Annotated in this window: 21 protein-coding genes and 1 other RNA gene; 13 read left to right on the top strand and 9 right to left on the bottom strand. The window is 58.5% G+C overall.

The window, feature by feature from the left end:
* Positions 1-64 precede the first annotated feature (64 nt).
* The 5 genes from SC318_RS22710 to SC318_RS22690 all read right to left on the bottom strand — a co-directional run bounded on the left by SC318_RS22710 (position 65) and on the right by SC318_RS22690 (position 6,990).
* Positions 65-1,321 (bottom strand): integrase domain-containing protein, encoded by a 1,257-nt coding sequence (locus SC318_RS22710; protein ID WP_320428534.1) that lies wholly within the window; start codon positions 1,319-1,321, stop codon positions 65-67.
* Positions 1,322-1,508: 187 nt separating this feature from the next.
* Positions 1,509-1,906, bottom strand: a transfer-messenger RNA (tmRNA) gene (ssrA, locus tag SC318_RS22705).
* Between the two features lie 95 nt (positions 1,907-2,001).
* Positions 2,002-2,280: a PA2433 domain-containing protein gene (locus tag SC318_RS22700; RefSeq protein ID WP_320428533.1), complete on the bottom strand. Its 279-nt coding sequence runs from the start codon at positions 2,278-2,280 to the stop codon at positions 2,002-2,004.
* 134 nt (positions 2,281-2,414) lie between these two features.
* Positions 2,415-5,225, bottom strand: a complete 2,811-nt coding sequence (locus tag SC318_RS22695) for an FAD-binding and (Fe-S)-binding domain-containing protein (RefSeq protein WP_320428532.1) — start codon at positions 5,223-5,225, stop codon at positions 2,415-2,417.
* A gap of 70 nt (positions 5,226-5,295) precedes the next feature.
* Positions 5,296-6,990, bottom strand: a complete 1,695-nt coding sequence (locus SC318_RS22690) for a lactate permease LctP family transporter (RefSeq protein ID WP_320428531.1) — start codon at positions 6,988-6,990, stop codon at positions 5,296-5,298.
* A 249-nt stretch (positions 6,991-7,239) separates the two neighbouring features.
* Here SC318_RS22690 and SC318_RS22685 point away from each other — a divergent pair, with 249 nt between their 5' ends.
* A complete protein-coding gene (locus SC318_RS22685; protein ID WP_306494663.1) occupies positions 7,240-8,007 on the top strand; it encodes an FCD domain-containing protein in 768 nt (255 codons plus the stop codon).
* A 37-nt stretch (positions 8,008-8,044) separates the two neighbouring features.
* On the opposite strand, the gene smpB is transcribed toward SC318_RS22685, so the two are convergent.
* Complete coding sequence (smpB, locus tag SC318_RS22680) at positions 8,045-8,527, bottom strand: SsrA-binding protein SmpB (RefSeq protein ID WP_014719962.1); 483 nt, start codon at positions 8,525-8,527, stop codon at positions 8,045-8,047.
* Positions 8,528-8,696: 169 nt separating this feature from the next.
* Here smpB and SC318_RS22675 point away from each other — a divergent pair, with 169 nt between their 5' ends.
* Complete coding sequence (locus SC318_RS22675) at positions 8,697-9,131, top strand: type II toxin-antitoxin system RatA family toxin (RefSeq protein ID WP_320428530.1); 435 nt, start codon at positions 8,697-8,699, stop codon at positions 9,129-9,131.
* A complete protein-coding gene (locus tag SC318_RS22670; RefSeq protein WP_320428529.1) occupies positions 9,124-9,426 on the top strand; it encodes an RnfH family protein in 303 nt (100 codons plus the stop codon). The genes SC318_RS22675 and SC318_RS22670 overlap by 8 nt, the downstream gene beginning before the upstream one ends.
* Positions 9,427-9,482: 56 nt before the next feature.
* Here the strand turns inward: SC318_RS22670 and SC318_RS22665 are convergent, their stop codons facing one another.
* Entirely contained in the window at positions 9,483-10,010 is a 528-nt protein-coding gene (locus SC318_RS22665) for an outer membrane protein assembly factor BamE (protein WP_320428528.1), read from the bottom strand.
* Between the two features lie 98 nt (positions 10,011-10,108).
* Here SC318_RS22665 and fur point away from each other — a divergent pair, with 98 nt between their 5' ends.
* On the top strand, positions 10,109-10,513 hold the full coding sequence (fur, locus tag SC318_RS22660) for a ferric iron uptake transcriptional regulator (RefSeq protein ID WP_010562662.1): 405 nt from the start codon (positions 10,109-10,111) through the stop codon (positions 10,511-10,513).
* Positions 10,514-10,599: 86 nt separating this feature from the next.
* On the opposite strand, the gene recN is transcribed toward fur, so the two are convergent.
* Entirely contained in the window at positions 10,600-12,273 is a 1,674-nt protein-coding gene (gene recN, locus SC318_RS22655) for a DNA repair protein RecN (RefSeq protein WP_320428527.1), read from the bottom strand.
* Positions 12,274-12,526: 253 nt separating this feature from the next.
* Here recN and grpE point away from each other — a divergent pair, with 253 nt between their 5' ends.
* From grpE to SC318_RS22615, 8 genes are all read left to right on the top strand, one after another.
* Entirely contained in the window at positions 12,527-13,087 is a 561-nt protein-coding gene (grpE, locus tag SC318_RS22650; protein WP_320428526.1) for a nucleotide exchange factor GrpE, read from the top strand.
* Positions 13,088-13,189: 102 nt separating this feature from the next.
* Positions 13,190-15,106: a molecular chaperone DnaK gene (gene dnaK / locus SC318_RS22645; protein ID WP_320428525.1), complete on the top strand. Its 1,917-nt coding sequence runs from the start codon at positions 13,190-13,192 to the stop codon at positions 15,104-15,106.
* A gap of 317 nt (positions 15,107-15,423) precedes the next feature.
* Positions 15,424-16,548: a molecular chaperone DnaJ gene (gene dnaJ, locus SC318_RS22640; RefSeq protein ID WP_124388246.1), complete on the top strand. Its 1,125-nt coding sequence runs from the start codon at positions 15,424-15,426 to the stop codon at positions 16,546-16,548.
* Between the two features lie 10 nt (positions 16,549-16,558).
* The gene (gene dapB / locus SC318_RS22635) at positions 16,559-17,365 is read left to right on the top strand and encodes a 4-hydroxy-tetrahydrodipicolinate reductase (protein WP_320428524.1); all 807 of its coding nucleotides are present in this window, start codon (positions 16,559-16,561) and stop codon (positions 17,363-17,365) included.
* A gap of 259 nt (positions 17,366-17,624) precedes the next feature.
* Positions 17,625-18,761 (top strand): glutamine-hydrolyzing carbamoyl-phosphate synthase small subunit, encoded by a 1,137-nt coding sequence (gene carA / locus SC318_RS22630; protein WP_124388244.1) that lies wholly within the window; start codon positions 17,625-17,627, stop codon positions 18,759-18,761.
* Between the two features lie 104 nt (positions 18,762-18,865).
* Positions 18,866-22,087, top strand: coding sequence for a carbamoyl-phosphate synthase large subunit (gene carB / locus SC318_RS22625; protein WP_306494656.1), 3,222 nt, complete (start codon positions 18,866-18,868; stop codon positions 22,085-22,087).
* Positions 22,088-22,089: 2 nt separating this feature from the next.
* The gene (gene greA, locus SC318_RS22620; protein WP_124389035.1) at positions 22,090-22,566 is read left to right on the top strand and encodes a transcription elongation factor GreA; all 477 of its coding nucleotides are present in this window, start codon (positions 22,090-22,092) and stop codon (positions 22,564-22,566) included.
* A gap of 28 nt (positions 22,567-22,594) precedes the next feature.
* Complete coding sequence (locus tag SC318_RS22615; RefSeq protein ID WP_320428523.1) at positions 22,595-22,999, top strand: MFS transporter; 405 nt, start codon at positions 22,595-22,597, stop codon at positions 22,997-22,999.
* A gap of 9 nt (positions 23,000-23,008) precedes the next feature.
* Here the strand turns inward: SC318_RS22615 and SC318_RS22610 are convergent, their stop codons facing one another.
* Positions 23,009-23,317, bottom strand: a complete 309-nt coding sequence (locus SC318_RS22610; protein WP_057725014.1) for a YhbY family RNA-binding protein — start codon at positions 23,315-23,317, stop codon at positions 23,009-23,011.
* A 105-nt stretch (positions 23,318-23,422) separates the two neighbouring features.
* Between SC318_RS22610 and rlmE the strand changes: the two genes are divergently transcribed.
* Complete coding sequence (gene rlmE / locus SC318_RS22605) at positions 23,423-24,073, top strand: 23S rRNA (uridine(2552)-2'-O)-methyltransferase RlmE (protein WP_032862906.1); 651 nt, start codon at positions 23,423-23,425, stop codon at positions 24,071-24,073.
* Positions 24,074-24,169: the final 96 nt, after the last annotated feature.

The following is a 24,169-nucleotide window of genomic DNA, read 5'->3' as shown; positions in this document are numbered from 1 at the left end:
CGAGGCTGCTCGCCCTGAATCTTGAACGCTCAGTTGTTGCTGCCGTTATTGCGCCTGCATAGCGCTAGCGTATCGGCACCACGTTCTTGTCTCTGACTTGGCCGTATGCTGAGGCGAGCAGGCTACCGGTGGCGGCTTTCTGAATGTACTCACTCCACCACGCCATCATCGGGCGTCGGCGCTCGATGTAGTCGGCTCGGTTGTAGGCGCTACGCACCTCATCCTTGTCGACGTGCGCCAGTGCGACCTCAATGAGCTCCGGGTCCCATCCATGCTCATTCAAGATGGTGCTGGCCATCGAGCGCATGCCGTGGCTGACCAAGCGATCCTGGAAGCCCATGCGTTTCAACGCCATGTTGGCGGTTTGGCTATTGGCGTGGGTACGTGGATTTCTGTCTGCCGGGAAGACGTATTCGCGATGGCCGCTGTGAGTCTTCAATGACTCCAACAGTGCGACAGCGTGATCACTCAACGGGATGCTGTGTGGGCGGCCCTTCTTCATCCGCTCCGGCGGGATGGTCCAGACACGCCTTTCAAAGTCGATGTCTGCCCAGCGAGTAGTTGCCGCCTCGGCGGGGCGAGTCATAGTGTGCAACTGCCATTCGATCAGGCAACGGGTAGTGCGTTTGATACTGGCGTTCGCGATCTCCAGCATGAGCTCGGGGAGCTCCTCGGGTGGAAGCGCAGCCATATTCTCCTTCTTGGGCTTCTTGAAAACCGCCCTGATACCGCTGAGCGGGTTGGCGAAGATCAGGCCAGAGTTCACGCCGTAGGTCATGATCTCGTTAAGCCGCTGACTAAGGCGCTTGACCGTCTCCAGGCTGCCTTTAGCTTCGATTGGACGAAGTAACCCGATCACCATCGGCGCGGTGATTTTCGCGAGTGGCGTCGTCCTCAAGTCAGGGAGCACATGCAGCGTGAGCGACCGCCAAATGTCCTCGGCGTAGGCCGGGGTGACCGAGTCTTTCTTGAGCTCGAACCAGGCGGTGGCCACGTTCTCGAAGGTGTGTTCCGTTTCTGCGCGCTTGGCTTCATTCAGCGTATTGCGCTGCACCTTCGGATCAATGCCCTGAGCGAGCAGCTCGCGGGCATCGACTGCCATCTTTCGTGCATTCGCCAGTGACAGCTCGGGGTAGGTCCCGAAGCCGATGTTGATGCGCTTCTTGGTCACCGGTTCGCGGTAGTTGAAATTCCACAGCAACGAGCCGTTGCTGCGTACGCGGAGCTGCAAACCGTCACCGTCCGTGAGGACGTAATCCTTGGATGCGGGTTTGACTCCCTTGAGCTGTCGATCGGAGAGGCGGAGGTTTTGAGCAGGCATGAGATCGTCCTCAAGCACTGATTCGGTATTCCAAAGATTAGCACCGGATGAGCTGGAATACCGTCTGGAATACCCGAACGGCTGGAACTCAGAAACTCTCAAAAGACCGATAAATCGCTGGAAGCCGTGTATTTACTGGGTTTCAGGCACAAAAAAAGACGTCCGTGGACGTCTTTAGATGATGAAGTGGTGGAGCCGGGGGGATTTGAACCCCCGTCCGCCAGTACTCCGCTGTCGGTACTACATGCTTAGCCGTTTCTATTAAGTTAACCCTCAGCGACCCGAAGGGCAGGGTGCTTTGGGCGAGTTGTGTAAGTTTTAGCCGCTTCGTCCACAACGTACTGCACGGCGATTCTGTTCTATATGACAATCACTTTGGGTTTACAGACATCCCCTGGTGATTGCTGGACCCGAAGGTACCAGAAGCTCAGGATCTAAGGCTGCTTACGCAGCGATAGCGAATTCCTGGCCGTAGTTTTCGTCATTGGCAACTATAAGAAGTTGCAACAGTGGATTTACGAGTTCTGTTACCAACTCGGCATGCACCTAAAGTTTCGCGACCGGCGTCGAATCCTAAACGGCCCCGTGCTTGTAACTCGTTGTTTCTCGTGAGTGACAAGCCTGTGCAGTGTACGCCAAACCGTCACGGAAGGCCAACCCGAAGGTTGGCCACGTGTCACTCACTGACCGCCTTTTTCGCTGTTCTGCAGGTCTTGCAGGGCCTTGGAGGTGATTTCGATACACTTTTTATCATTACCCGCGGCGCTGGCCGCTTTTGCCTGGGCGACGGCGGTGTCGATTTCGCCGCTTTTGCCACTGGTGTCGGTGGCGAGCAGGGCTTTGCCGTTGTTGATTTTGTCGAGGTTGATCTGGCACAGGTCTTTATCACCGGCCGCAAAGGCAGGGGACGCCAGCATCGCAGCGGTCATGAACAAGCCAGCAAGAGCGGAACGCTTCATAAGGTATCTCCTTGCGAAATGGGCTCGACGCTGCTGGCGTTGCGGGCTTGCCAGCGACATCACTGATGGGCCTCGTTGTCGAGGCCTATGCAGATGACTACGCCGGCGCGCAAGGGTTCGGTTTTTTTGCAGGGTTAATGGGCGCGGGCCTGGGTGACGCGGTCCACGAGGTACACCAGCCCGTGATAATCGATGCCGCCGTGCTGGCTCAGGCCGATCTCGCAGGTGCGGCTGGTGGAAATGCCTTCGCTGCAATGCTGCACCGCGTCCTTGAGGGTGCGCAGTGAGTGGGCGTTGAGTTCTGGCGTGGTGAAGCCTTTGTCGCCGGCAAAGCCGCAGCAGTGAATGCCTTCGGGGATGACGACGGTTTTGGCGCAGCGTCGGGCGAGGTCGATCAGCGCTTGGCTTTCGCCCAGGTGCTGGGTGCTGCAGGTGACGTGCACGGCGATGGGCGCTTCCTGCGGCGTGAAGTCGAGGCGGTCCATAAGGTGGGTGCGGATAAAGCGTACCGGGTCGTAGAGGTCCAGGCGCGTCTCGCCCAGGTCTTGTACCAGGCGCAGGGTGCACGGGCTGGTGTCGCAATAGATCGGGTCGAGGCCGCCACGGCTGGCGTGGAGCAGCGCGCCGATCAGTTCCTGACGCTTGTGTTCGGCCTGTTGGGCATAGCCTTTGGAGGCGAAGGGTTGGCCGCAGCACAGGTTGTCTTGATTGTCGGGAAAGACGACTTGGTAACCGGCTTTTTCCAGCAGGCCACGGGTTTTGTCGTACAGCGACATTTGTTCTTTATCGCCCGCTGCCGGGCCCATGGCGCGGGAGACGCAGGCCGCCAGGTAGACCACCCGAGGTCGTTCGTCGTTGACGGCCGGGCTGAAGCGAATGGCTTTTTCCGGTTGCGGCATGGCGTTGGTCCATTGCGGAACCTGCCCCTTGGACAGCCTGGTCAAGCTGGCCGATAACTTCGCCAGGCGTGGCGCTCCCAGCAGCATGCGCGCGCCGTTGGCGACATGCAGGGTAAAGCGCGCGCCTTGCAGCGCGGTGGCGAAATGGGTGGCGAGCCATTCGGCGGTTTTCGTACGGTCGGCGTCGCGGCTGCGTAGCTTTTTCACCAGGTCGCCGGTATTGATGCCTACGGGGCAGCGCTGGGCGCACAGGCCGGTTGCGGCGCAGGTGTCGATGCCTTGGTAGTGATAGGCCGCTTCCAGTTCAGTGGTATCGACGCCAGCGCGTTTTTTAGCCTGGATGTCGCGCCAGATCACAATGCGTTGGCGCGGGCTCAAGGTCAGTCCCTTGGACGGGCACACCGGTTCGCAGAACCCGCATTCAATGCACTTATCCACAAGCTCATCGGCGGCGGGCAGAGGCTTGAGGTGTTTGAGGTGAATCTGCGGGTCATGGCTGAGCACCACGTCCGGGTTGAGGATGCCGTTGGGGTCCAGCAGGCGCTTGAGTTGCCACATCAGTTGATAGGCATCGCTGCCCCACTCCAGCTCGACAAACGGCGCCATGTTGCGACCAGTGCCGTGTTCGGCTTTCAGCGATCCTCCGAACTCAACCGCTACCAATTGTGCAACATCGTCCATGAACGCCTGATAGCGTGCGACTTCGGCGCTGCTGTTGAAGCCTTGAGTGAACACGAAGTGCAGATTGCCTTCCAGGGCGTGTCCGAAAAGGATGGCTTCGTCGTAGTGATGTTTGTCGAACAGTTCGATCAGGCGGTTAACGCCAGTCGCCAGCTGCTCGACCGGGAAAGTGACGTCTTCGATGATTACCGTGGTACCGGTTTTGCGCACGGCGCCCACGGCGGGAAAGGTGTCCTTGCGGATTGCCCAGAGGCGAGCGTTTTCCAGCGGGTCTTCGGTGAAGTCGACCTGTTTCTCCACGGGGAAAGAGGCCAGGGAGGCCATGATCAGTTCCCGTTGCTCATGCAGTAATGACGACGAGGCCGCGCGGGATTCGATCAGCAGCGCGCAGGCATTTTCCGATAGATGCTGTACGAAGTCTGGCATGCCCGGCTTGTTCTGTACCGAGCGCAGGCTGCGCCGGTCCAGCAGCTCGACCGCCGAGACCGGTTGGGTTTTCAGCACGGTTACCGCGTTGCAGCAGGTCTCGACGTCCGGAAACACGATCAGCGCCGAGGCTTTGTTTGGATGGTCGGCCACTGTGTCGTAGGTCACTGCGCTGATAAACCCCAGCGTGCCTTCGGAGCCCACCAGCAGATGGCTGAGGATATCCAGCGGGTCATCAAAATCCACCAGGGCGTTGAGCGACAGGCCGGTGGTGTTTTTCAGACGGTATTTGTGGCGGATCTTTGCAGCCAGCTCGGCGTTTGCCCGTGTCTCGCGGCCCAGTGCTGCCAGGCGCTCAAGCAGCGCGCCATGGGACTGGCGGAAGGCTTGGACGCTGGCGGAGTCTTCGGTGTCCAGGCGGCTGCCGTCGGCCAGCACCAGACGCATGCCGGCCAGGGTGTGGTAGGTATTTTGTGCCGTACCGCAGCACATGCCACTGGCGTTGTTAGCGACGATGCCGCCGATTTTGCAGGCATTGATCGACGCCGGGTCCGGCCCGATCTTGCGCCCGAATGGCGCAAGCCAGGCGTTGGCCTGAGCGCCGATGACGCCGGGTTGCAGGCGGATTTGCATGCCTTGCCCGCGGATCTCGCGGCCATTCCACTGCTCGCCCAGCACGATCAGCACCGAGTCGCTGATGGCCTGGCCGGACAAGCTTGTGCCAGCCGCGCGGAAGGTTACGGAGACGCGGTCGCGCTGGGCCAGTTGCAGCAGCGTGACGACTTCGTCTTCCGATTCAACGCGAATCACCAACTGGGGGATCAATCGGTAAAAGCTGGCATCGGTGCCGAAGGCGAGGGTGGAAAGCGGGTCGTCAAAACGACGATCTTTCGGAATCAGTTGTGCGACGTCTTTCAGGAATCCAGCAGGCAGGCTCATCGGTCCTCCAGAAATAGCTGACGCCGGCATGGTTGTCCGGCGTCGATTCTTACCCTATTACGTGCGCGTCTCAGTGCACCAGCATACCGGTGAACCAATACGCTTGCGCCAAGGTGATCAGCCCGACGAGGGTGGCAAAAAACAGGCTGTGCTTGAGGGTGAAGCGGAACAGGTCGGATTCTTTGCCCACCAGGCCGGTTGCCGCACAGGCGACGGCGATTGATTGCGGCGAGATCATTTTGCCGGTCACGCCACCACTGGTATTTGCCGCAACCAGCAAGGTGTCGTTCACGCCGATCTGGTGTGCGGTGGTGGCTTGCAACGAGCTGAACAGGGCATTGGACGAAGTGTCGGAGCCTGTCAGAAAAACCCCAAGCCAGCCGAGGAAAGGCGAGAAGAAGGGGAAGGCAGCACCAGTGCCGGCCAGGACCAGGGCCATGGTGGACGACATGCCCGAATAGTTGGTGACAAAGGCGAAGGCCAGCACCATGCCGATGGACAGGATCGGCCAGCGCAATTCGTAAAAGGTTTCTTTAAAAGTGGTAAGACCAGTTTTGAAGTCTATTTTCAGAACGGCCATCGAGATCAGCGCCGAGAAGAAAATCGCGGTGCCGGTTGCTGAAATCGGGTCCAGCTTGAACACGGCCGGAATGGCGGTGGGGTTGGTGACGATCGGCGCGACTTTGATCACCAGTTGGTCCAGGTGCGGGATCGCAAAGTTGAACACCCAGCTGTACATCGAGCCGCCGGCGGCGAACATCGCCTTGAAGGGTTTGAGGGTCCAGAGGGTGACCAGCACGGTGAGGATCAGGAACGGCGACCATGCCTTGAAAATCTGCCCCAGGCTGTACGGCGAAACAAGGGTGTTGCGTGGCAAGCCGAAGCCGCCAGCGCTGGCGGTGACCGCTGTGCTCGAGGTGGCGCCGGCAATCTGTGCGCCGGCGGTGCGCTTGGGTTGCCAGACTTTCAGGAACAAGGTCAGGGCGATCAGGCTGGCCAGTGCCGAGGTGATGTCCGGCAGCTCCGGCCCGATGAAGTTGGAGGTGAAGTATTGGGTGATGGCGAAGCTCAAGCCGGCTACCAGGGCTGCGGGCCAGGTTTCGCGAACGCCGCGCAGGCCGTCCATCATGAACACCAGCCAGAAGGGCACGAAAAGCGACAGCAGCGGCAGTTGGCGGCCGGTCATGGCGCCGATCTTGAAGGCGTCGATGCCGGTGACTTGGCCTGCAACGATGATCGGGATACCCAGCGCGCCAAAGGCGACCGGGGCGGTGTTGGCAATCAGACACAGGCCGGCGGCATAGAGCGGGTTGAAACCCAGGCCTACCAGCAGCGCGGCGGTAATGGCCACGGGCGCGCCGAAACCGGCCGCACCTTCGAGGAAGGCGCCGAAGCAGAAGCCGATCAGCAGGACTTGCAAGCGTTGATCGTCGGTAATCGACAGGACCGAGCTGCGGATGATCTCGAACTGACCGCTCTTGACCGTCAGTTTGTAGAGAAATACCGCGGCCACGATGATCCACGCAATCGGCCACAAGCCATAGGCAAAGCCGTAGCCGGCGGCAGCCAGGGCCATGTCTACCGGCATCTGAAAGGCGAAGATGGCGACCAGGATCGACAGCGCGAGGGTGATGCTGCCGGCCACGTGCCCCTTGAGGCGGAACACGGCCAGGGCCAGGAAGAAAAATACGATGGGAATAACGGCGGCCAGCGCGGATAGACCGAGACTGCCCAGAGGGCTGTAGAGCTGTTGCCAGGTTTGCATATGGGGTGGCCCCTGATTGTTGTTGTTTGTATGCTTGGGTAATTGGTAATACCAATTTACGGTCGCTGTGGGCTAGATTAAGAGGCCAGGCAGGGGTGTGTCAATTTGCCGCCCGCGAAACTTTGGTCGTACCCAGGGCGTTGATTGTTCTGATCGGGTGAATCGAAGGCGTTCTGATAGGTGCCGCACGCGCGGCGATAGGCCAGAATAGAGGCCCTGGCGAGTGGTCGGGATGGTGGAGAGTGGGTTATGGGGTTTGATCAGGTGCGTCAGCGCCGTTTGTCTGACGATATTGTCGAGCAGCTTGAGGGCATGATCCTTGAGGGCACGTTGAAGTCGGGTGAGCGTTTGCCGGCCGAGCGCGCTTTGGCTGAGCAATTTGGCGTGTCGCGCCCTTCGTTGCGGGAAGCGATCCAGAAGCTGGCGGCCAAGGGGTTGTTGGTCAGCCGTCAGGGTGGCGGCAATTATGTCGTGGAGTCCCTTGGGTCGACCTTTAGCGACCCTCTGTTGCATTTGCTGGAAAATAATCCTGAGGCGCAGCGGGACTTGCTGGAGTTTCGCCAGACACTTGAAGCTTCCTGTGCCTACTACGCGGCATTACGTGCAACGGAAGTTGATCGTGAGCGGCTGAAGGCGGCTTTCGAAGCGTTGCAGGATTGCTATGCGCGGGCCGATGAGGTGAGTCGAGTGGAGGAGGGTGCTGCCGATGCGAGGTTTCACCTGGCCATTGCTGAGGCCAGTCATAACGCCGTGTTGCTGCATACCATTCGCGGGCTGTTTGATCTGCTCAAGCGTAATGTGGTGACCAACATTGGCGGCATGTATCAGCAGCGCAGCGAGACCCGCGACATGCTGATCAGTCAGCATCGCGACCTGTACCTGGCAATTATTGAAGGGCGGGCAGAGCAGGCGCGAGAGATTTCAACACGTCACCTGCTGTATGTGCAGGAAGTGCTGGAGGAGGTGCGTCAGGAGGTTCAGCGCGTAGCCCGGGCGGAGCGACGCAAGGGCCTGTAGCTTCGGGCGGGTAGCCCGAAGCTGCAGCGTCACAAGGTTATTCTTCCTTGCCCTTGTTGCGCACCGCGCGATGCAATTCGCGATTGGAGTCGCGCTCGCGTTCGGTATCGCGTTTGTCGTATTCCTTCTTGCCCTTGCCCAGCGCAATCTCGCACTTGACCAGGTGCTTGCTCCAGTACCAGGACAGGCACACGCAGGCGTAGCCTTTCTGTTGCACGGCCGCTGCGAGTTTTTCCAGCTCGCGGGCGTTGAGCAGCAGCTTGCGCGTGCGCACCGGGTCGGCAATCACGTGGGTGCTCGCGGTGGTCAGCGGGGTGATATGACTGCCAAGCAGCCATGCCTCGCCATCCTTGAGCAGCACATAGCTGTCGACCAGCTGCAGCTTGCTGGCACGCAGACTCTTTACTTCCCAGCCGGCCAGGACCAGACCAGCCTCGAACCGATGTTCGATGAAGTAATCGTGTCGCGCCTTTTTATTTTGCGCGATGGTCCCTGTGGGGTGTTTCTTTTGTTTAGCCATAGGGGCGGCATTATAGGGAGTTGCGAGCGTGTCGGCTACGGTCAACCTGCGTGCTTGAGCGTGTTGGACGAATCCCGGACAATGCCGGCAGTACTTTGGTTTTTTTCTCTCGCGGATCTGGCTGTTCTTTCGCGATGTTTGCCCGCTCAGCTGTGGAAATAACGCTCACATGACGACGCATATTCAACGTTCGGCCCTGCTGCCCTATCCCGCACAGGCGCTCTATGACCTGGTCAACGACGTGGCGCGTTACCCGGAATTCCTGCCGTGGTGCTCGACAGCCGAGGTGCTGGAGAGCGGTGACGAGCACATGGTCGCCAGCGTCGGCGTAGCCAAGGGCGGGCTTAGCCAGCACTTTGTTACGCGAAATGTGCTGGTGCCTGGAAAATCCATCGAGATGAATCTGCAGGAGGGGCCGTTCACCCAGTTGCATGGTGTATGGGTATTCAAGGCACTGACGGACAAGGCCTGCAAGATCAGCCTGGACCTGTCGTTCGATTATGCCGGCCCCATTGTTCGGGCGACGTTGGGACCTTTATTCAATCAGGCGGCGAATACACTGGTGGATGCGTTCTGTGAGCGAGCCAAGCAGCTGCATGGTTGAGATTGAGGTGGTACATGCCGCCATTGATCGCCAGGTTTTACTCCAGGTGACGGTTCCGGTGGGCACGAGCCTGAGGGCGGCGGTGCGAATGTCGGGGATCGCTGAACAATTTGCGCAGCTGGCGCTGGCGGAATGCCCTTTGGGGATCTTCGGTAAGGTGGTTGCGGATGCCGACGTGCGTGTTGTGCAGCCCGGTGACCGAATCGAAATCTACCGGCCGTTGCTGGCAGATCCCAAGGAAGTGCGCAGGCAACGTGCTGCCAAGGCGGCGAAGGCCAGGCAGCAAGGCTTATAAATCACTCAGACAACAAAAAGCCCGGCATGCCGGGCTTTTTGTTGAGTGTCGCTTTGTTACTGCGGGCTGGTGTCCAGAGGCTGTGGCGTCGGGACTGGCACGGTTTCCACGCCATCGACGTCTTTCTGGATCTGGTCCAGCAAGGAGCCTGGCTTGGCCGGCACCTCGGATTTCGGCTTCTCGGCTTCCTGCGCAGGGGCGGTCACGCTGGTGCCGCTGTCCTTGCCCAGTAGGGCTTCATCGCGGCTTACGCCAGGCATGAAGTCACCGGACAGACTGACCAGCTGATCATTGCCATTGAAAATGACGCTGACGCGCTCCTGCTGGCGCTCACCGCCGCCAGGCTGGATGCTGTAGAGATAATCCCAGCGATCGGCATGGAAAGTGTCGGTCAGCAGGGGGTTACCCATGATAAACCGTACTTGCCGTCGGGTCATTCCCGGGCGTAACTGGTCTATCATGTCCTGCGTGACGACATTGCCCTGCTGGATGTCGATTTTGTAAACCCCGGGGAATGAACAACCGGCGAGTGCGAGCAGTCCCACAAAGGTGAAACTGGTTAGCAAGAGCTTGGTGTTTTGCATCGGTGGGCGACTTCCACTATCTTGGCTGGGACAACGTAAACGCCGATCATACCCGTATTAAGAGAAGCTGCGAAGCAGCATCCGCGAGAAAGCTAACCATGGTTGAAAATAGCGAACTACGCAAAGCCGGTCTCAAAGTGACTCTGCCCCGAGTCAAGATTCTACAAATGCTCGATTCTGCCGAGCAACGCCACATGAGTGCCGAGGACGTTTACAAGGCACTGATGGAGTCTAATGAAGACGTTGGCCTGGCCACGGTTTACCGTGTCCTGACCCAGTTTGAAGCCGCAGGGCTGGTGGTTCGTCATAATTTCGACGGCGGTCATGCAGTGTTTGAATTGGCCGATGGTGGGCACCACGACCATATGGTTGATCTGGATACCAATGAGGTTATCGAGTTCACCAGCCCTGCGATCGAAAAGCTCCAGCACGAGATTGCCGAGGAGCATGGATTCGATTTGGTGGACCATAATCTGGTGCTGTACATCCGTAAGAAAAAGTAAAAATCGACGCAGATTTGCTCTGCGAAACGATTGAAGGCGACCTTAAGGTCGCCTTCGTGCTTTATATAAGAAGGAAAATGCCCGCCTCACGCCTTTGCGGCGATGACCATTTTCTTCGCATGAGCCAGGGACTCCTTGGTCAAATCAATGCCGCCGAGCATCCGCGCCACTTCTTCCACGCGCTCCGACTTGTTCAGCTTGGACACGGCTGTGCGCGTCGCGTCGCTGCCTCGCACCTTGTGCACGAACAAATGCTGATGCCCTTGGGCTGCCACTTGCGGTAAGTGGGTCACGGTAAGCACTTGGCCACGCTCCCCCAGGCGTCGCAATAACTGGCCGACAATCTCGGCCGTCGGGCCGCCAATGCCAACGTCCACTTCATCAAAGACCAGTGTCGGCACCCGCGAGGTTTGTGCGGTGATCACCTGGATTGCCAGACTGATCCGTGACAGCTCGCCGCCGGAGGCGACTTTTGCCAAAGCTTTGAGCGGCTGGCCCGGGTTGGCGCTTACCAGAAGCTCGACCTGTTCGAGTCCATGGGGCTGTAGCTCATTGGTGGTGTTGGCATTCAATTGGATGGTGAAACGACCACCAGGCATGCCCAGGCGCTGGATTTCCTGTTCCACGGCGCCGGCCAGTCGGGTAGCAGCCTGCTGGCGAAGGTCGCTCAGCTCACGAGCCTTTTCCTGATAATGGCGAGCAAAGGAGGCGAGTTCTTCGCCGAGGCGTTCGATGGACTCGTCGTTCGCGTTCAGGGTCTCGATTTCGTCCATCAGCTTTTGCTGCATTGCCGCTACTTCGGTTGGCTGGATTCGATGTTTGCGTGCCAGGGTGTAGATGGTGTCCAGGCGCTCTTCTATTTCCTGCAGGCGTGCCGGGTCGGCGTCGAAATGATCCAGAAAACGGTTCAGCTCACCGACCGCTTCCTCTACCTGGATCTGTGCACTGGTCAGCAAGGTGGTGGCTTCACTCAGTGAGCCGGATGCGTTATTCACGCTGGACAGGCGATTGAGGCTCGCCGTCAGTGCATTAAGCACATTACCCGAATCGCTCTCGCTGCATTGCTCGACCACCTGACGGCAGATACCCAGCAGCGTCTCGGCGTTGGTCAGGTTTTTGTGTTCCTGCTCAAGCTGCTCCAGTTCGTTCTCACCCAGGCCCAGGCTTTCAAGCTCTTCGAGTTGATAGCTGAGCAATTGATGGCGAGCGCGTTGCTCGTCGCCGGAGTTGGAAAGGCGTTCCAGTTCCTGGCGGGTCTGGCGCCAGCGTTGGGCGGCCAGTTGAACCTGGCGAGCAAGATCGGTGGCGCCGGCATACTCGTCGAGCAGGCGGCGATGAGTGTCGGTTTTAAGCAGCGATTGGTGTTCATGTTGGCTGTGGATGTCGATCAGCAGTTCGCCCAGGGCTTTCAGGTCGCCGAGGGGGCAGGGCGTGCCGTTGATGTAGCCGCGTGAGCGCCCTTCTGCGGTGATTACCCGGCGCAGAATGCACGGCCCTTCATTATTGAGGTCGCGCTCGGCCAGCCAGGTTTCGGCTTCCGGGATGTCGCCCAGGTCGAAGGTGGCCAGGATGTCGGCTTTGTCGGCGCCGGGGCGCACCACGCCGCTGTCGGCGCGATCACCCAGTGTCAGGCCCAGGGCGTCGAGCATGATCGACTTGCCGGCGCCGGTCTCGCCTGTGATTACGCTCATGCCGCGATCCAGTTCGAGATCCAGATGTTCAACGATGGCGTAGTTATGTACGGACAGGTGCACGAGCATGAAGGTCGCTCCCAGGCTTTAGGTCTGGTTATTTATACAGTGTTTTGTTCCGGGCTGACAATCCTGCGGCTTAGCTCGATTTGCTTGGAAGTCGGTTTTTTTTAGCGCATTGCGAAATGTAGCGCCGGAAAACAACCGGGATACACGAGAGACTTTTGGTAACGCCTGCGCCCTTGAACCTGAAAATTGTGGCCCCATATACCGGAACAGAAGCGCGAGTTGAGTTCGCGCATGATTTTGAAAGGAGAAATCTATGGCTGACGAACAGACGCAGGATACGCAAACGCCAGACGCCAATTCGGCTGCCGGCGATGAACTGGGGACTCGTGTGCAAGTGCTGGAAGAGCAATTGGCCGCAGCGCAGGATCAGTCGTTGCGTGTTGCCGCCGATCTGCAGAACGTCCGCCGCCGTGCCGAGCAGGACGTAGAAAAGGCTCACAAATTCGCGTTGGAGAAATTCGCCAATGACCTGCTGCCGATTATCGACAGCCTGGAACGTGGCCTTGAACTGTCCAATCCGGATGATGAAAACATCCGCCCCATGCGCGAAGGGATCGAACTGACCCTGAAAATGTTCCAGGACACCCTGAAGCGTTATCAGTTGGAAGCCATCGATCCACGAGCCGGTGAGCCGTTCAACGCTGAGCACCATCAGGCGATGGCGATGCAGGAAAGTCACGACCTTGAGCCTAACAGCGTATTGAAGGTGTTCCAGAAGGGCTATCTGCTCAATGGCCGCCTGTTGCGCCCGGCGATGGTGGTGGTGAGCAAGGCTCCTGCACCCGTTTCGCCTTCTATTGATGAGCAGGCTTGAAATCCGCCGCAAGGCCCCCATTTATAAGTCAAGCGTTTAAGTGCTACCGCAGTTAGCCACAACTGCTGCGGCAACAAAATTCAAGTTTCGGGAGAGTCAATCATGGGCAAAATTATCGGTATCGACCTGGGGACCACCAACTCGTGTGTCTCGGTCATGGAAAACGGCAAGGCCAAAGTTATCGAAAACGCTGAAGGCGCGCGTACCACGCCGTCCATCATCGCTTACGCCAACGACGGCGAAATCCTGGTTGGCCAGTCGGCCAAGCGCCAGGCGGTTACCAACCCGCACAACACCCTGTATGCGGTAAAGCGTCTGATCGGCCGTAAGTTCGACGAAGAAGTCGTACAGAAAGACATCAAGATGGTGCCTTACAAAATCGCCAAGGCTGACAATGGTGACGCCTGGGTTGAAGTCAATGGCAACAAGATGTCTGCACCGCAGATCTCGGCTGAAGTCTTGAAAAAGATGAAGAAGACTGCCGAAGACTACCTCGGTGAAACCGTGACCGAGGCGGTGATTACCGTTCCGGCCTACTTCAACGACAGCCAGCGCCAGGCAACCAAAGACGCCGGCCGCATCGCGGGTCTGGACGTAAAACGTATCATCAACGAACCTACCGCCGCTGCTCTGGCTTACGGTATGGACAAGGCCAAAGGCGACCACACTGTGATCGTTTATGACCTGGGTGGTGGTACGTTCGACGTGTCGGTCATCGAAATCGCTGAAGTGGATGGCGAGCACCAGTTCGAAGTGCTGGCTACCAACGGCGACACCTTCCTGGGTGGTGAGGACTTCGACATTCGTCTGATCGACTACCTCGTTGACGAATTCAAGAAAGAAAGCGGCATGAACCTCAAGGGTGACCCGCTGGCAATGCAGCGCCTGAAAGAAGCTGCCGAGAAAGCCAAGATCGAATTGTCGTCGAGCATGTCCACCGACGTGAATCTGCCGTACATCACTGCAGACGCTACCGGTCCTAAGCACTTGAACGTGAAGATCTCTCGCGCCAAGTTGGAAGCACTGGTTGAAGACCTGGTTCAGCGCACCATCGAGCCTTGCCGCATTGCACTGAAAGACGCCGGTATCGACGTTGGCTCCATCAACGACGTGATCCTGGTCGGTGGCCAGACCCGTATGCCGCTGGTGCAGCAGAAAGTAACCGAGTTCTTCGGTAAAGAAGCACGTAAAGACGTGAACCCGGACGAAGCGGTTGCCATGGGTGCTGCCATCCAGGGCGCGGTGTTGGCCGGTGACGTCAAAGACGTGCTGCTGCTGGACGTCAGCCCGCTGACCCTGGGTATCGAAACCATGGGTGGCGTGATGACCGCGCTGATCGAGAAAAACACCACGATTCCTACCAAGAAATCTCAAGTGTTCTCGACTGCCGATGACAACCAGGGTGCAGTGACCATTCACGTGCTGCAAGGTGAGCGTAAGCAAGCTGCGCAGAACAAGTCCCTGGGCAAGTTCGACCTGGCTGAGATTCCACCAGCACCTCGTGGCGTGCCGCAAATTGAAGTGACCTTCGACATCGACGCCAACGGTATCCTGCACGTTGGGGCGAAAGACAAGGCTACCGGTAAAGAGCAGAAGATCACCATTAAGGCCAACTCCGGTCTGTCTGATGAAGAAATTCAACAGATGATTCGTGATGCTGAAGCCAACGCTGATGCGGATGCCAAGTTTGCTGAGCTGGCCGGCGCCCGTAACCAGGGTGATGCGCTGGTTCACTCGACGCGCAAAATGGTCGCTGATGCGGGCGACAAGGTGACCGAAGAAGAGAAAACCGCAATCGAAGCCGCTGTAGTTGCCCTGGAAGCCGCTATCAAAGGCGACGACAAGGCTGCTATCGAAGCCAAGGTTGAGGAGCTGTCGAAGGTTTCCGCGCCAGTGGCTCAGAAAATGTACGCCGAGCAAGGCCAGCCGGCCGAAGGTGCTGCACAGCAAGCAGAACCTGAAGCCAAGCACGACGATGCTGTCGATGCCGAGTTCGAAGAAGTCAAAGACCACAAGTAACTTGGTCGCCCGGTTGACCGCTCACAAGCGGTGACTGGTAGGATGTCGCCGCGCGGGAGCTTGCTCCCGCGTTGGCGTGTCTGGGGTATGCGAATTTTTACAGCATGCGACAGCGTTCGGATGCTGGCGGTGTGATCGGGAATGCTCCTGCTTTCCGAGCAGTAAATACCGCGTTTTTAGTCGGGTGACCGGCTAAAAGTAGTAATGACCAGGATCGTTGAATTGACGTGAGTTGGGTCCGGGCCTTCATTGGGGCTCAACGAGTTTGGCGAGGCTCAGGAGGGTCTGGCTGAACGTCCTTAAGAGTGCAAAGACTTATGGCAAAGCGTGACTATTACGAAGTATTGGGTGTGGAGCGTGGCTCCAGCGAGGCGGACCTGAAAAAGGCTTACCGTCGCCTGGCGATGAAGCACCACCCGGACCGTAATCCGGACAGCAAAGAGTCCGAAGAAATGTTCAAAGAGGCCAATGAGGCCTACGAATGTCTGTCTGATCCCAACAAGCGCGCAGCCTATGATCAGTATGGGCATGCCGGCGTCGACCCGAGCATGGGTGGCGGCGGTGCCGGTTTTGGTGGCCAGAACTTCTCCGATATCTTCGGCGATGTGTTCAGTGATTTCTTTGGTGGTGGCCGTGGCGGCCAGCGTGGCGGCGCCCAGCGTGGCAGTGACTTGCGCTACACCTTGGAGCTGAATCTGGAAGAAGCCGTGCGTGGCACCAGTGTCAATATCCGTGTGCCGACGCTGGTCAACTGCAAGCCGTGCGATGGCTCTGGGGCAAAGAAAGGCTCTTCGCCCATCACCTGCCCGACCTGCGGCGGTATTGGCCAGGTGCGCATGCAGCAGGGCTTCTTCTCGGTGCAGCAAACCTGCCCGCGTTGCCATGGCCAGGGCAAGATCATTTCCGATCCGTGCGACTCCTGCCACGGCGAAGGTCGTGTCGAAGAGTACAAGACGCTGTCGGTGAAAGTGCCGGCGGGCGTGGATACCGGCGACCGCATCCGTCTGTCGGGTGAGGGCGAGGCGGGTACTCAGGGTGGCCCTACTGGCGACCTGTACGTGGTCATCAATGTGCGCGAGCACTCGATCTTCCAGCGCGATGGCAAGCATCTGTTCTGTGAAGTGCCCATCAGTTTTGTCGATGCGGCGCTGGGTGGCGAGCTGGAGATTCCGACCCTTGATGGTCGGGTCAAGCTCAAGATCCCTGAGGGCACGCAGACTGGTAAACAGTTCCGTATCCGCGGCAAAGGTGTTGCGCCTGTACGCGGTGGTGGCGCTGGCGACCTGATGTGTCGTGTGGCGGTGGAAACCCCGGTCAACCTGAATCGCCGTCAGCGTGAGTTGCTTGAAGAGTTCCGCAGTTCATTGGCGGGTGATGACTCTCACTCGCCAAAAACCACGGGCTTTTTCGATGGCGTGAAGCGCTTCTTCGGCGACCTGTAAGGAAGTGAGTATGCGACGTATAGCCGTAATGGGTGCTGCCGGGCGCATGGGCAAGACGCTGGTCGAGGCGGTGCAACTGCGCTCGCCGGCGTCCGGGCTGACCGCGGCCATCGTTCGTCCGGGCAGTACGCTGATCGGTGCGGATGCCGGTGAGTTGGCCTCGCTGGGCCGCATCGGCGTTTCGTTGTCCGGCAACCTGGAGCAGGTGGCGGACGAGTTCGACGTGTTGATCGACTTCACGCTGCCAGAGGTAATGCTGAAAAACCTCGCGTTCTGCCGTAAAGCAGGCAAGGCGATGGTGATCGGCACTACGGGTTTGACGCCTGAGCAGAAACAATTGCTGGTGGAGGCGGGCAAGGATATTCCTATCGTCTTCGCCGCCAACTTCAGCGTTGGTGTGAACCTCTCGCTCAAGCTGCTCGATCTGGCGGCGCGGGTGCTGGGGGATGAGGCCGATATCGAGATCATCGAGACCCATCATCGCCACAAGATCGACGCGCCTTCGGGCACGGCGCTGCGCATGGGCGAGGCGATTGCCGATGCACTGGGCCGCGACTTGTCGAAGGTGGCGGTGTACGGCCGCGAAGGCCACACCGGTGCGCGTGCGCGCGACACTATTGGTTTTGCAACCGTGCGCGGTGGCGATGTGGTGGGTGATCACACCGTATTGTTCGCCTCCGAGGGCGAGCGTTTGGAAATCACGCACAAGGCGTCCAGTCGCATGACGTTTGCCAAGGGGGCGGTGCGTGCTGCGCTCTGGCTGGAAGGCCGCGAGGCGGGCCTCTATGACATGCGTGATGTGCTCGATCTGCACTAATCAGTAGCTAAAACAGGGGGTCAAGCTTATGCTTGGCCCTCGTTTTTACCCGCTAGGCGACGTCCTGTCGCATTCTCCTGCCTTTAAGGCTCATTAGCGGTGGACCCAAAAAGCCTTTTTCTGTAAGCTACAGCTTTAGTGTGTCCACTAAAAGCGCGCAGAATAATTCAGTGAAGAAGCGGGGTGACGTGTCCATACGTCACTCCGCTTTTTTACAACCTGCGATCGCCCTTTCAGGCTTTATTTACGGGAGGTCTTCTTGACTAAGCCAGCCATACTCGCCCTTGCTGATGGCAGCATTTTTCGCGGCGAAGCCATTGGAGCCGACGGTCAAACCGTTGGAGAGGTAGTGTTTAACACTGCCATGACCGGCTATCAGGAAATCCTTACTGATCCTTCCTACGCCCAGCAGATCGTTACCCTGACCTATCCGCACATCGGCAACACCGGTACTACACCGGAAGACGTCGAGTCTGATCGTGTCTGGTCGGCCGGTCTGGTGATTCGCGATCTGCCGCTGGTCGCGAGCAACTGGCGTAACACGATGTCGTTGTCCGATTACCTGAAAGCCAACAACGTTGTGGCGATTGCCGGTATCGATACGCGCCGCCTGACACGCATCCTGCGTGAGAAAGGCTCGCAGAACGGCTGCATCATGGTCGGTGACAATATTTCCGAAGAGGCGGCGATTGCCGCAGCGCAAGGATTCCCTGGCCTCAAAGGCATGGATCTGGCGAAAGTCGTCAGCGTCAAAGAGAAGTACGAGTGGCGCTCCACTGTCTGGGATCTGAAGACCGACAGTCACGCGACCATCGACGCTGCCGAGTTGCCCTACCACGTGGTTGCCTATGACTACGGCGTCAAATACAACATTCTGCGCATGCTGGTCGAGCGTGGCTGCCGCGTAACCGTGGTGCCTGCACAAACCCCGGCCAGCGAAGTGCTCGCCCTGCAGCCGGACGGTGTGTTCCTGTCCAATGGCCCGGGTGACCCTGAGCCGTGCGATTACGCCATCCAGGCGATCAAGGAAGTGCTGGAAACCGAGATTCCGGTATTCGGTATCTGCCTGGGCCACCAGTTGCTGGCCCTGGCCTCCGGCGCTAAAACCCTGAAAATGGGTCACGGCCACCACGGCGCCAACCACCCTGTGCAAGACCTGGACACCGGCGTTGTAATGATCACCAGCCAGAACCACGGTTTTGCGGTGGATGAAGCGACACTGCCGGCTAACGTGCGCGCCATTCACAAGTCGCTGTTCGACGGTTCCCTGCAAGGCATCGAGCGCACCGACAAGAGCGCGTTCAGCTTCCAGGGCCACCCTGAAGCCAGCCCGGGCCCGAACGACGTAGCGCCGCTGTTCGACCGTTTCATCAATGAGATGGCCAAGCGACGCTGACTGAGCGGCTTGCGGGCGGCCCTGATTTCGGTGGCCCCCGCAGGCTCTTCAAAGATTGTTCAAGACGGCTTGCCGACTGACCTGCGGATTTGAGTGACAAACCCATGCCAAAACGTACAGACATAAAAAGCATCCTGATTCTCGGCGCTGGCCCGATCGTAATCGGCCAGGCCTGCGAATTCGACTACTCCGGCGCCCAGGCCTGTAAAGCCCTGCGCGAGGAGGGTTACCGCGTCATCCTGGTGAACTCCAACCCCGCCACCATCATGACCGACCCGGCCATGGCCGACGCCACCTACATCGAACCGATCAAATGGCAGACCGTCGCCAAGATCATCGAAACAGAGCGTCCGGATGCGCTGTTGCCCACCATGGGCGGCCAGACCGCACTGAACTGCGCCCTGGACCTGGAGCGCGAAGGCGTCCTGGAAAAGTTCGGCGTAGAGATGATCGGTGCCAATGCCGACACCATCGACAAGGCTGAAGACCGTTCGCGTTTCGACAAGGCGATGAAGTCCATCGGCCTTGACTGCCCGCGCTCCGGTATCGCCCATAGCATGGAAGAGGCCAACGCCGTTCTCGAAAAGCTGGGCTTCCCCTGCATTATCCGTCCGTCCTTCACTATGGGCGGCACCGGTGGCGGCATTGCTTACAACCGTGAAGAGTTCGAAGAAATCTGCGCCCGTGGCCTGGACCTGTCGCCGACCAAAGAGCTGCTGATCGACGAATCCCTGATCGGCTGGAAAGAATATGAGATGGAGGTTGTCCGCGATAAGAAGGACAACTGCATCATCGTCTGCTCCATCGAAAACTTTGACCCGATGGGCGTGCACACCGGTGACTCGATCACCGTTGCTCCAGCGCAAACCCTGACGGACAAGGAATACCAGATCATGCGTAACGCCTCCTTGGCGGTATTGCGTGAAATCGGGGTTGAGACTGGCGGCTCCAACGTTCAGTTCGGCATCTGCCCAGACACGGGCCGCATGGTCGTGATCGAGATGAACCCGCGTGTGTCGCGTTCTTCCGCGCTGGCATCGAAAGCGACTGGCTTCCCGATTGCGCGTATCGCTGCCAAGCTGGCGATCGGCTACACCCTGGACGAGCTGCAAAACGAAATCACCGGCGGCGCCATGCCGGCGTCTTTCGAGCCGTCTATCGACTATGTCGTGACCAAGCTGCCGCGCTTTGCCTTTGAAAAATTCGCCAAGGCTGATGCGCGCCTGACCACACAGATGAAGTCGGTCGGTGAAGTCATGGCAATCGGCCGGACCTTCCAGGAGTCCCTGCAGAAAGCCCTACGCGGCCTGGAAGTCGGTGTTTGCGGCCTGGACGAGAAGCTCGACCTGAGCAACCCGGAAAGCATGAGCATCCTCAAGCGCGAACTGACCGTGCCGGGCGCCGAGCGTATCTGGTATGTGGCTGACGCCTTCCGCGCCGGCCTGAGCGTCGAAGATATCTTCGGCATGAACATGATCGATCCGTGGTTCCTGGTGCAGATCGAAGATCTGATCAAGGAAGAAGAGAAGGTCAAGACCCTGGGTCTGTCGTCCATCGACCGCGACCTGATGTTCCGCCTCAAGCGCAAAGGTTTCTCCGACCAACGCTTGGCCAAGCTGCTGGGTGTGACCGAGAAGAACCTGCGTACCCATCGTCACAAGCTGGATATCTTCCCGGTCTACAAGCGCGTTGATACCTGCGCAGCCGAGTTCGCCACCGACACCGCGTACATGTACTCCACCTATGAGGAAGAGTGCGAAGCTGCGCCGTCGGGCCGCGACAAGATCATCATCCTGGGCGGCGGTCCGAACCGTATCGGCCAGGGCATCGAGTTCGACTATTGCTGCGTACACGCCGCCCTTGCACTGCGCGAAGACGGGTACGAGACCATCATGGTCAACTGCAACCCGGAAACCGTTTCCACTGACTACGACACGTCCGACCGTCTGTACTTCGAACCGGTGACGCTGGAAGATGTATTGGAAATCTGTCGCGTCGAGAAGCCAAAAGGCGTGATCGTCCAGTACGGCGGTCAAACCCCGCTGAAACTGGCGCGTGCCCTGGAAGCAGCTGGCGTGCCGATCATCGGTACCAGCCCGGACGCCATCGACCGCGCCGAAGACCGCGAGCGCTTCCAGCAAATGGTTGAGCGCCTGAACCTGCGTCAGCCGCCGAACGCCACCGTGCGCAGCGAAGACGAAGCCATCCGCGCAGCCAGCAAGATCGGCTACCCGCTGGTGGTGCGTCCGTCCTACGTACTGGGCGGTCGCGCGATGGAAATCGTGTACGAAGAAGAGGAACTCAAGCGCTACCTGCGTGATGCCGTGAAAGTGTCCAACGACAGCCCTGTGCTGCTCGACCACTTCCTCAACTGCGCCATCGAAATGGACGTTGACGCGGTGTGCGACGGTACCGACGTGGTCATCGGCGCTATCATGCAGCACATCGAACAGGCTGGCGTTCACTCCGGTGACTCCGCGTGCTCGCTGCCGCCGTACTCGCTGCCTGCGCATATCCAGGACGAGATGCGCGAGCAGGTCAAGAAAATGGCCCTGGAGCTGGGTGTTGTCGGCCTGATGAACGTCCAGTTGGCGCTGCAAGGCGAAGACATCTACGTCATCGAAGTCAACCCGCGTGCTTCGCGTACCGTACCCTTCGTGTCCAAGTGCATCGGTGTATCCCTGGCCATGATCGCTGCCCGCGTAATGGCTGGTAAGACCCTGAAGGAAATCGGCTTCACCAAGGAAATCATTCCGAACTTCTACAGTGTGAAAGAGGCGGTGTTCCCATTCGCCAAATTCCCTGGTGTGGACCCGATCCTGGGCCCGGAGATGAAGTCCACCGGTGAAGTGATGGGTGTGGGCGACACCTTCGGCGAAGCATTTGCCAAGGCTCAGATGGGCGCCAGCGAAGTGCTGCCGACTGGCGGTACCGCGTTCATCAGTGTGCGTGATGACGACAAGCCACTGGTTGCGGGTGTGGCCCGTGATCTGATCAACTTGGGCTTTGAAGTCGTGGCTACCGCCGGGACCGCCAAGCTGATCGAGGCTGCCGGCCTGAAAGTACGTCGCGTGAACAAGGTGACGGAAGGCCGTCCGCATGTGGTCGACATGATCAAGAACGACGAAGTCACGCTGATCATCAATACCACCGAAGGTCGCCAGTCGATCGCGGACTCCTACTCCATCCGTCGTAATGCCCTGCAGCACAAGATCTACTGCACCACTACCATCGCTGCAGGCGAAGCTATCTGCGAAGCGCTCAAGTTCGGTCCGGAAAAAACCGTGCGCCGCTTGCAGGATCTACACGCAGGATTGAAGGCATGAGCATAACCAAATACCCGATGACCGTTCAGGGCGCTCGCGCCCTGGAAGAGGAGCACGCCCATCTGACTAAGGTCGTACGTCCAAAGCTGAGCCAGGACATCGGTACGGCCCGCGAGCTGGGCGACTTGAAGGAAAACGCCGAATACCATGCTGCTCGCGAGCAGCAGGGTATGGTCGAGGCGCGGATTCGTGATATCGAAGGCCGTATGCAGAATGCGGTGATCATCGACGTCACGACTATCCCGCATACTGGTAAGGTGATTTTCGGCACCACGGTGGAAATTGCCAACGTCGAGACGGATGAGCGCGTTGTCTACCAAATCGTGGGCGAAGACGAGGCTGACTTTAAACTCGGAAAAATCTCCGTTGGTTCGCCACTGGCCCGCGCCTTGATTGCCAAGGAAGAAGGTGATGTGGTTGCCGTGAAAACGCCGAGCGGCGTGATCGAGTACGAGATTGTCGAAGTTCGTCATATCTGAAAGACGGCGCCCGCTTCGTGCGGGCGCCATGCTTTGGCAGCTCTCCCAGATGCTCTGGGTCGGTGGTCTATGGTTGTTGCACATTGGCGTGTTGCCGGCGCTGGGTTTGATCGGCCTGGCACCTCTGTTGATCGATGAGATCGACGGATTGCTGACTACGTTGCTGGTGAGTTTTGCCGCGGTGTGCGTGACGCTCCAGGCATTGGTGCTGGTCAGGGCTGAAGGCTTGGGGAGTTTGTGGCGGGATATACGCGGCCAACTGCTGTTGATGGCGCTGTATGCGTGCGCAATGTATTGCGTTGTGCATGTGTGGCTACCGCAAGCGTTGCGCTGGCAGTTGTTCAGCTATCTTGTGCTAGGGTTCTCCGGCCTGGTGCTGGCGATACAGCCTGCTCCGGGATGGAGTGGCGGGGCGCGCGAAGCACGCCCTTGACCCTTGTCATCACTTGAAGCGATGAACGTTCGACAATTGCTTGTTGACGCTGAAGTTCTTGCGATGCAGCAGCGCCATCTTGCCGATAACCTGAACCAGGTCCGCTTTGCCAACCTTGCACAGTTCTGCAACGGCGGCCAGACGCGCTTCACGATCAAGGATATTGACCTTGATTTTGATCAGTTCATGATCATTGAGTGCGCGTTCGAACTCGGCTAACACACCTTCAGTCAAACCGTTGTCTGCCACAATCAGAACTGGTTTCAGATGGTGGCCAATGGATTTGTACTGTTTCTTCTGCTCTTGAGTGAGCGGCATAATCTGACCCCTGCGTCTGATCTTGTAAAAAGCGGCGGCCAGTTTACCCGAGCGAGTCCGGGACCGCCCAGTTAATCACGACCCGTTTTATTTTCGAGGTGGCCCGTGGCCCGTTCCAAAACCAGCCTTAAGTGGCTACAAGAGCATTTCAACGATCCTTACGTCAAAAAGGCGCAGAAGGACGGCTACCGTTCCCGGGCCAGTTACAAGCTGCTGGAGATCCAGGACAAGGACAAACTGATCCGGCCTGGCATGAGCGTTATCGACCTCGGCGCGGCCCCCGGGGGCTGGTCTCAAGTGACCAGTCGTCTGATTGGCGGTCAAGGCCGCTTGATCGCTTCCGACATCCTGGAAATGGACAGCATCCCGGATGTGACCTTTGTTCATGGGGACTTCACTCAGGACGCCGTGCTCGCGCAGATTCTCGAGGCGGTCGGAAATTCGCAGGTAGACCTTGTGATTTCCGACATGGCCCCCAATATGAGTGGATTACCGGCTGTTGATATGCCGCGCGCCATGTTCCTGTGCGAGTTGGCACTGGATCTGGCAGGGCGGGTATTGCGTCCGGGGGGTGATTTCCTGGTCAAGGTCTTCCAGGGCGAGGGTTTTGACGAGTACCACAAGAACATCCGCAAGCTGTTTGACAAGGTCCAGACGCGTAAACCTGACTCTTCCCGGGACAGGTCCCGTGAGCAATACCTCCTGTGCCGCGGCTTTCGCGGTGTGGAAGGCGCGGCGAGCGAAGAGCGTTTTTGAGAAATTCGAGGAGGGCGATAGGTTTTTTTATATCGCTTTCGTCATGAAGCTTTACGAATATTGCGTAGTCAAAGTTTCACAAAGGGTTACAGACGG

The organism is Pseudomonas sp. MUP55 (genome assembly GCF_034043515.1).
GTDB lineage: Bacteria > Pseudomonadota > Gammaproteobacteria > Pseudomonadales > Pseudomonadaceae > Aquipseudomonas.
The sequence above is the reverse complement of the archived record's forward strand: the minus strand, read 5'-3'. Positions and strand labels throughout refer to the sequence as shown.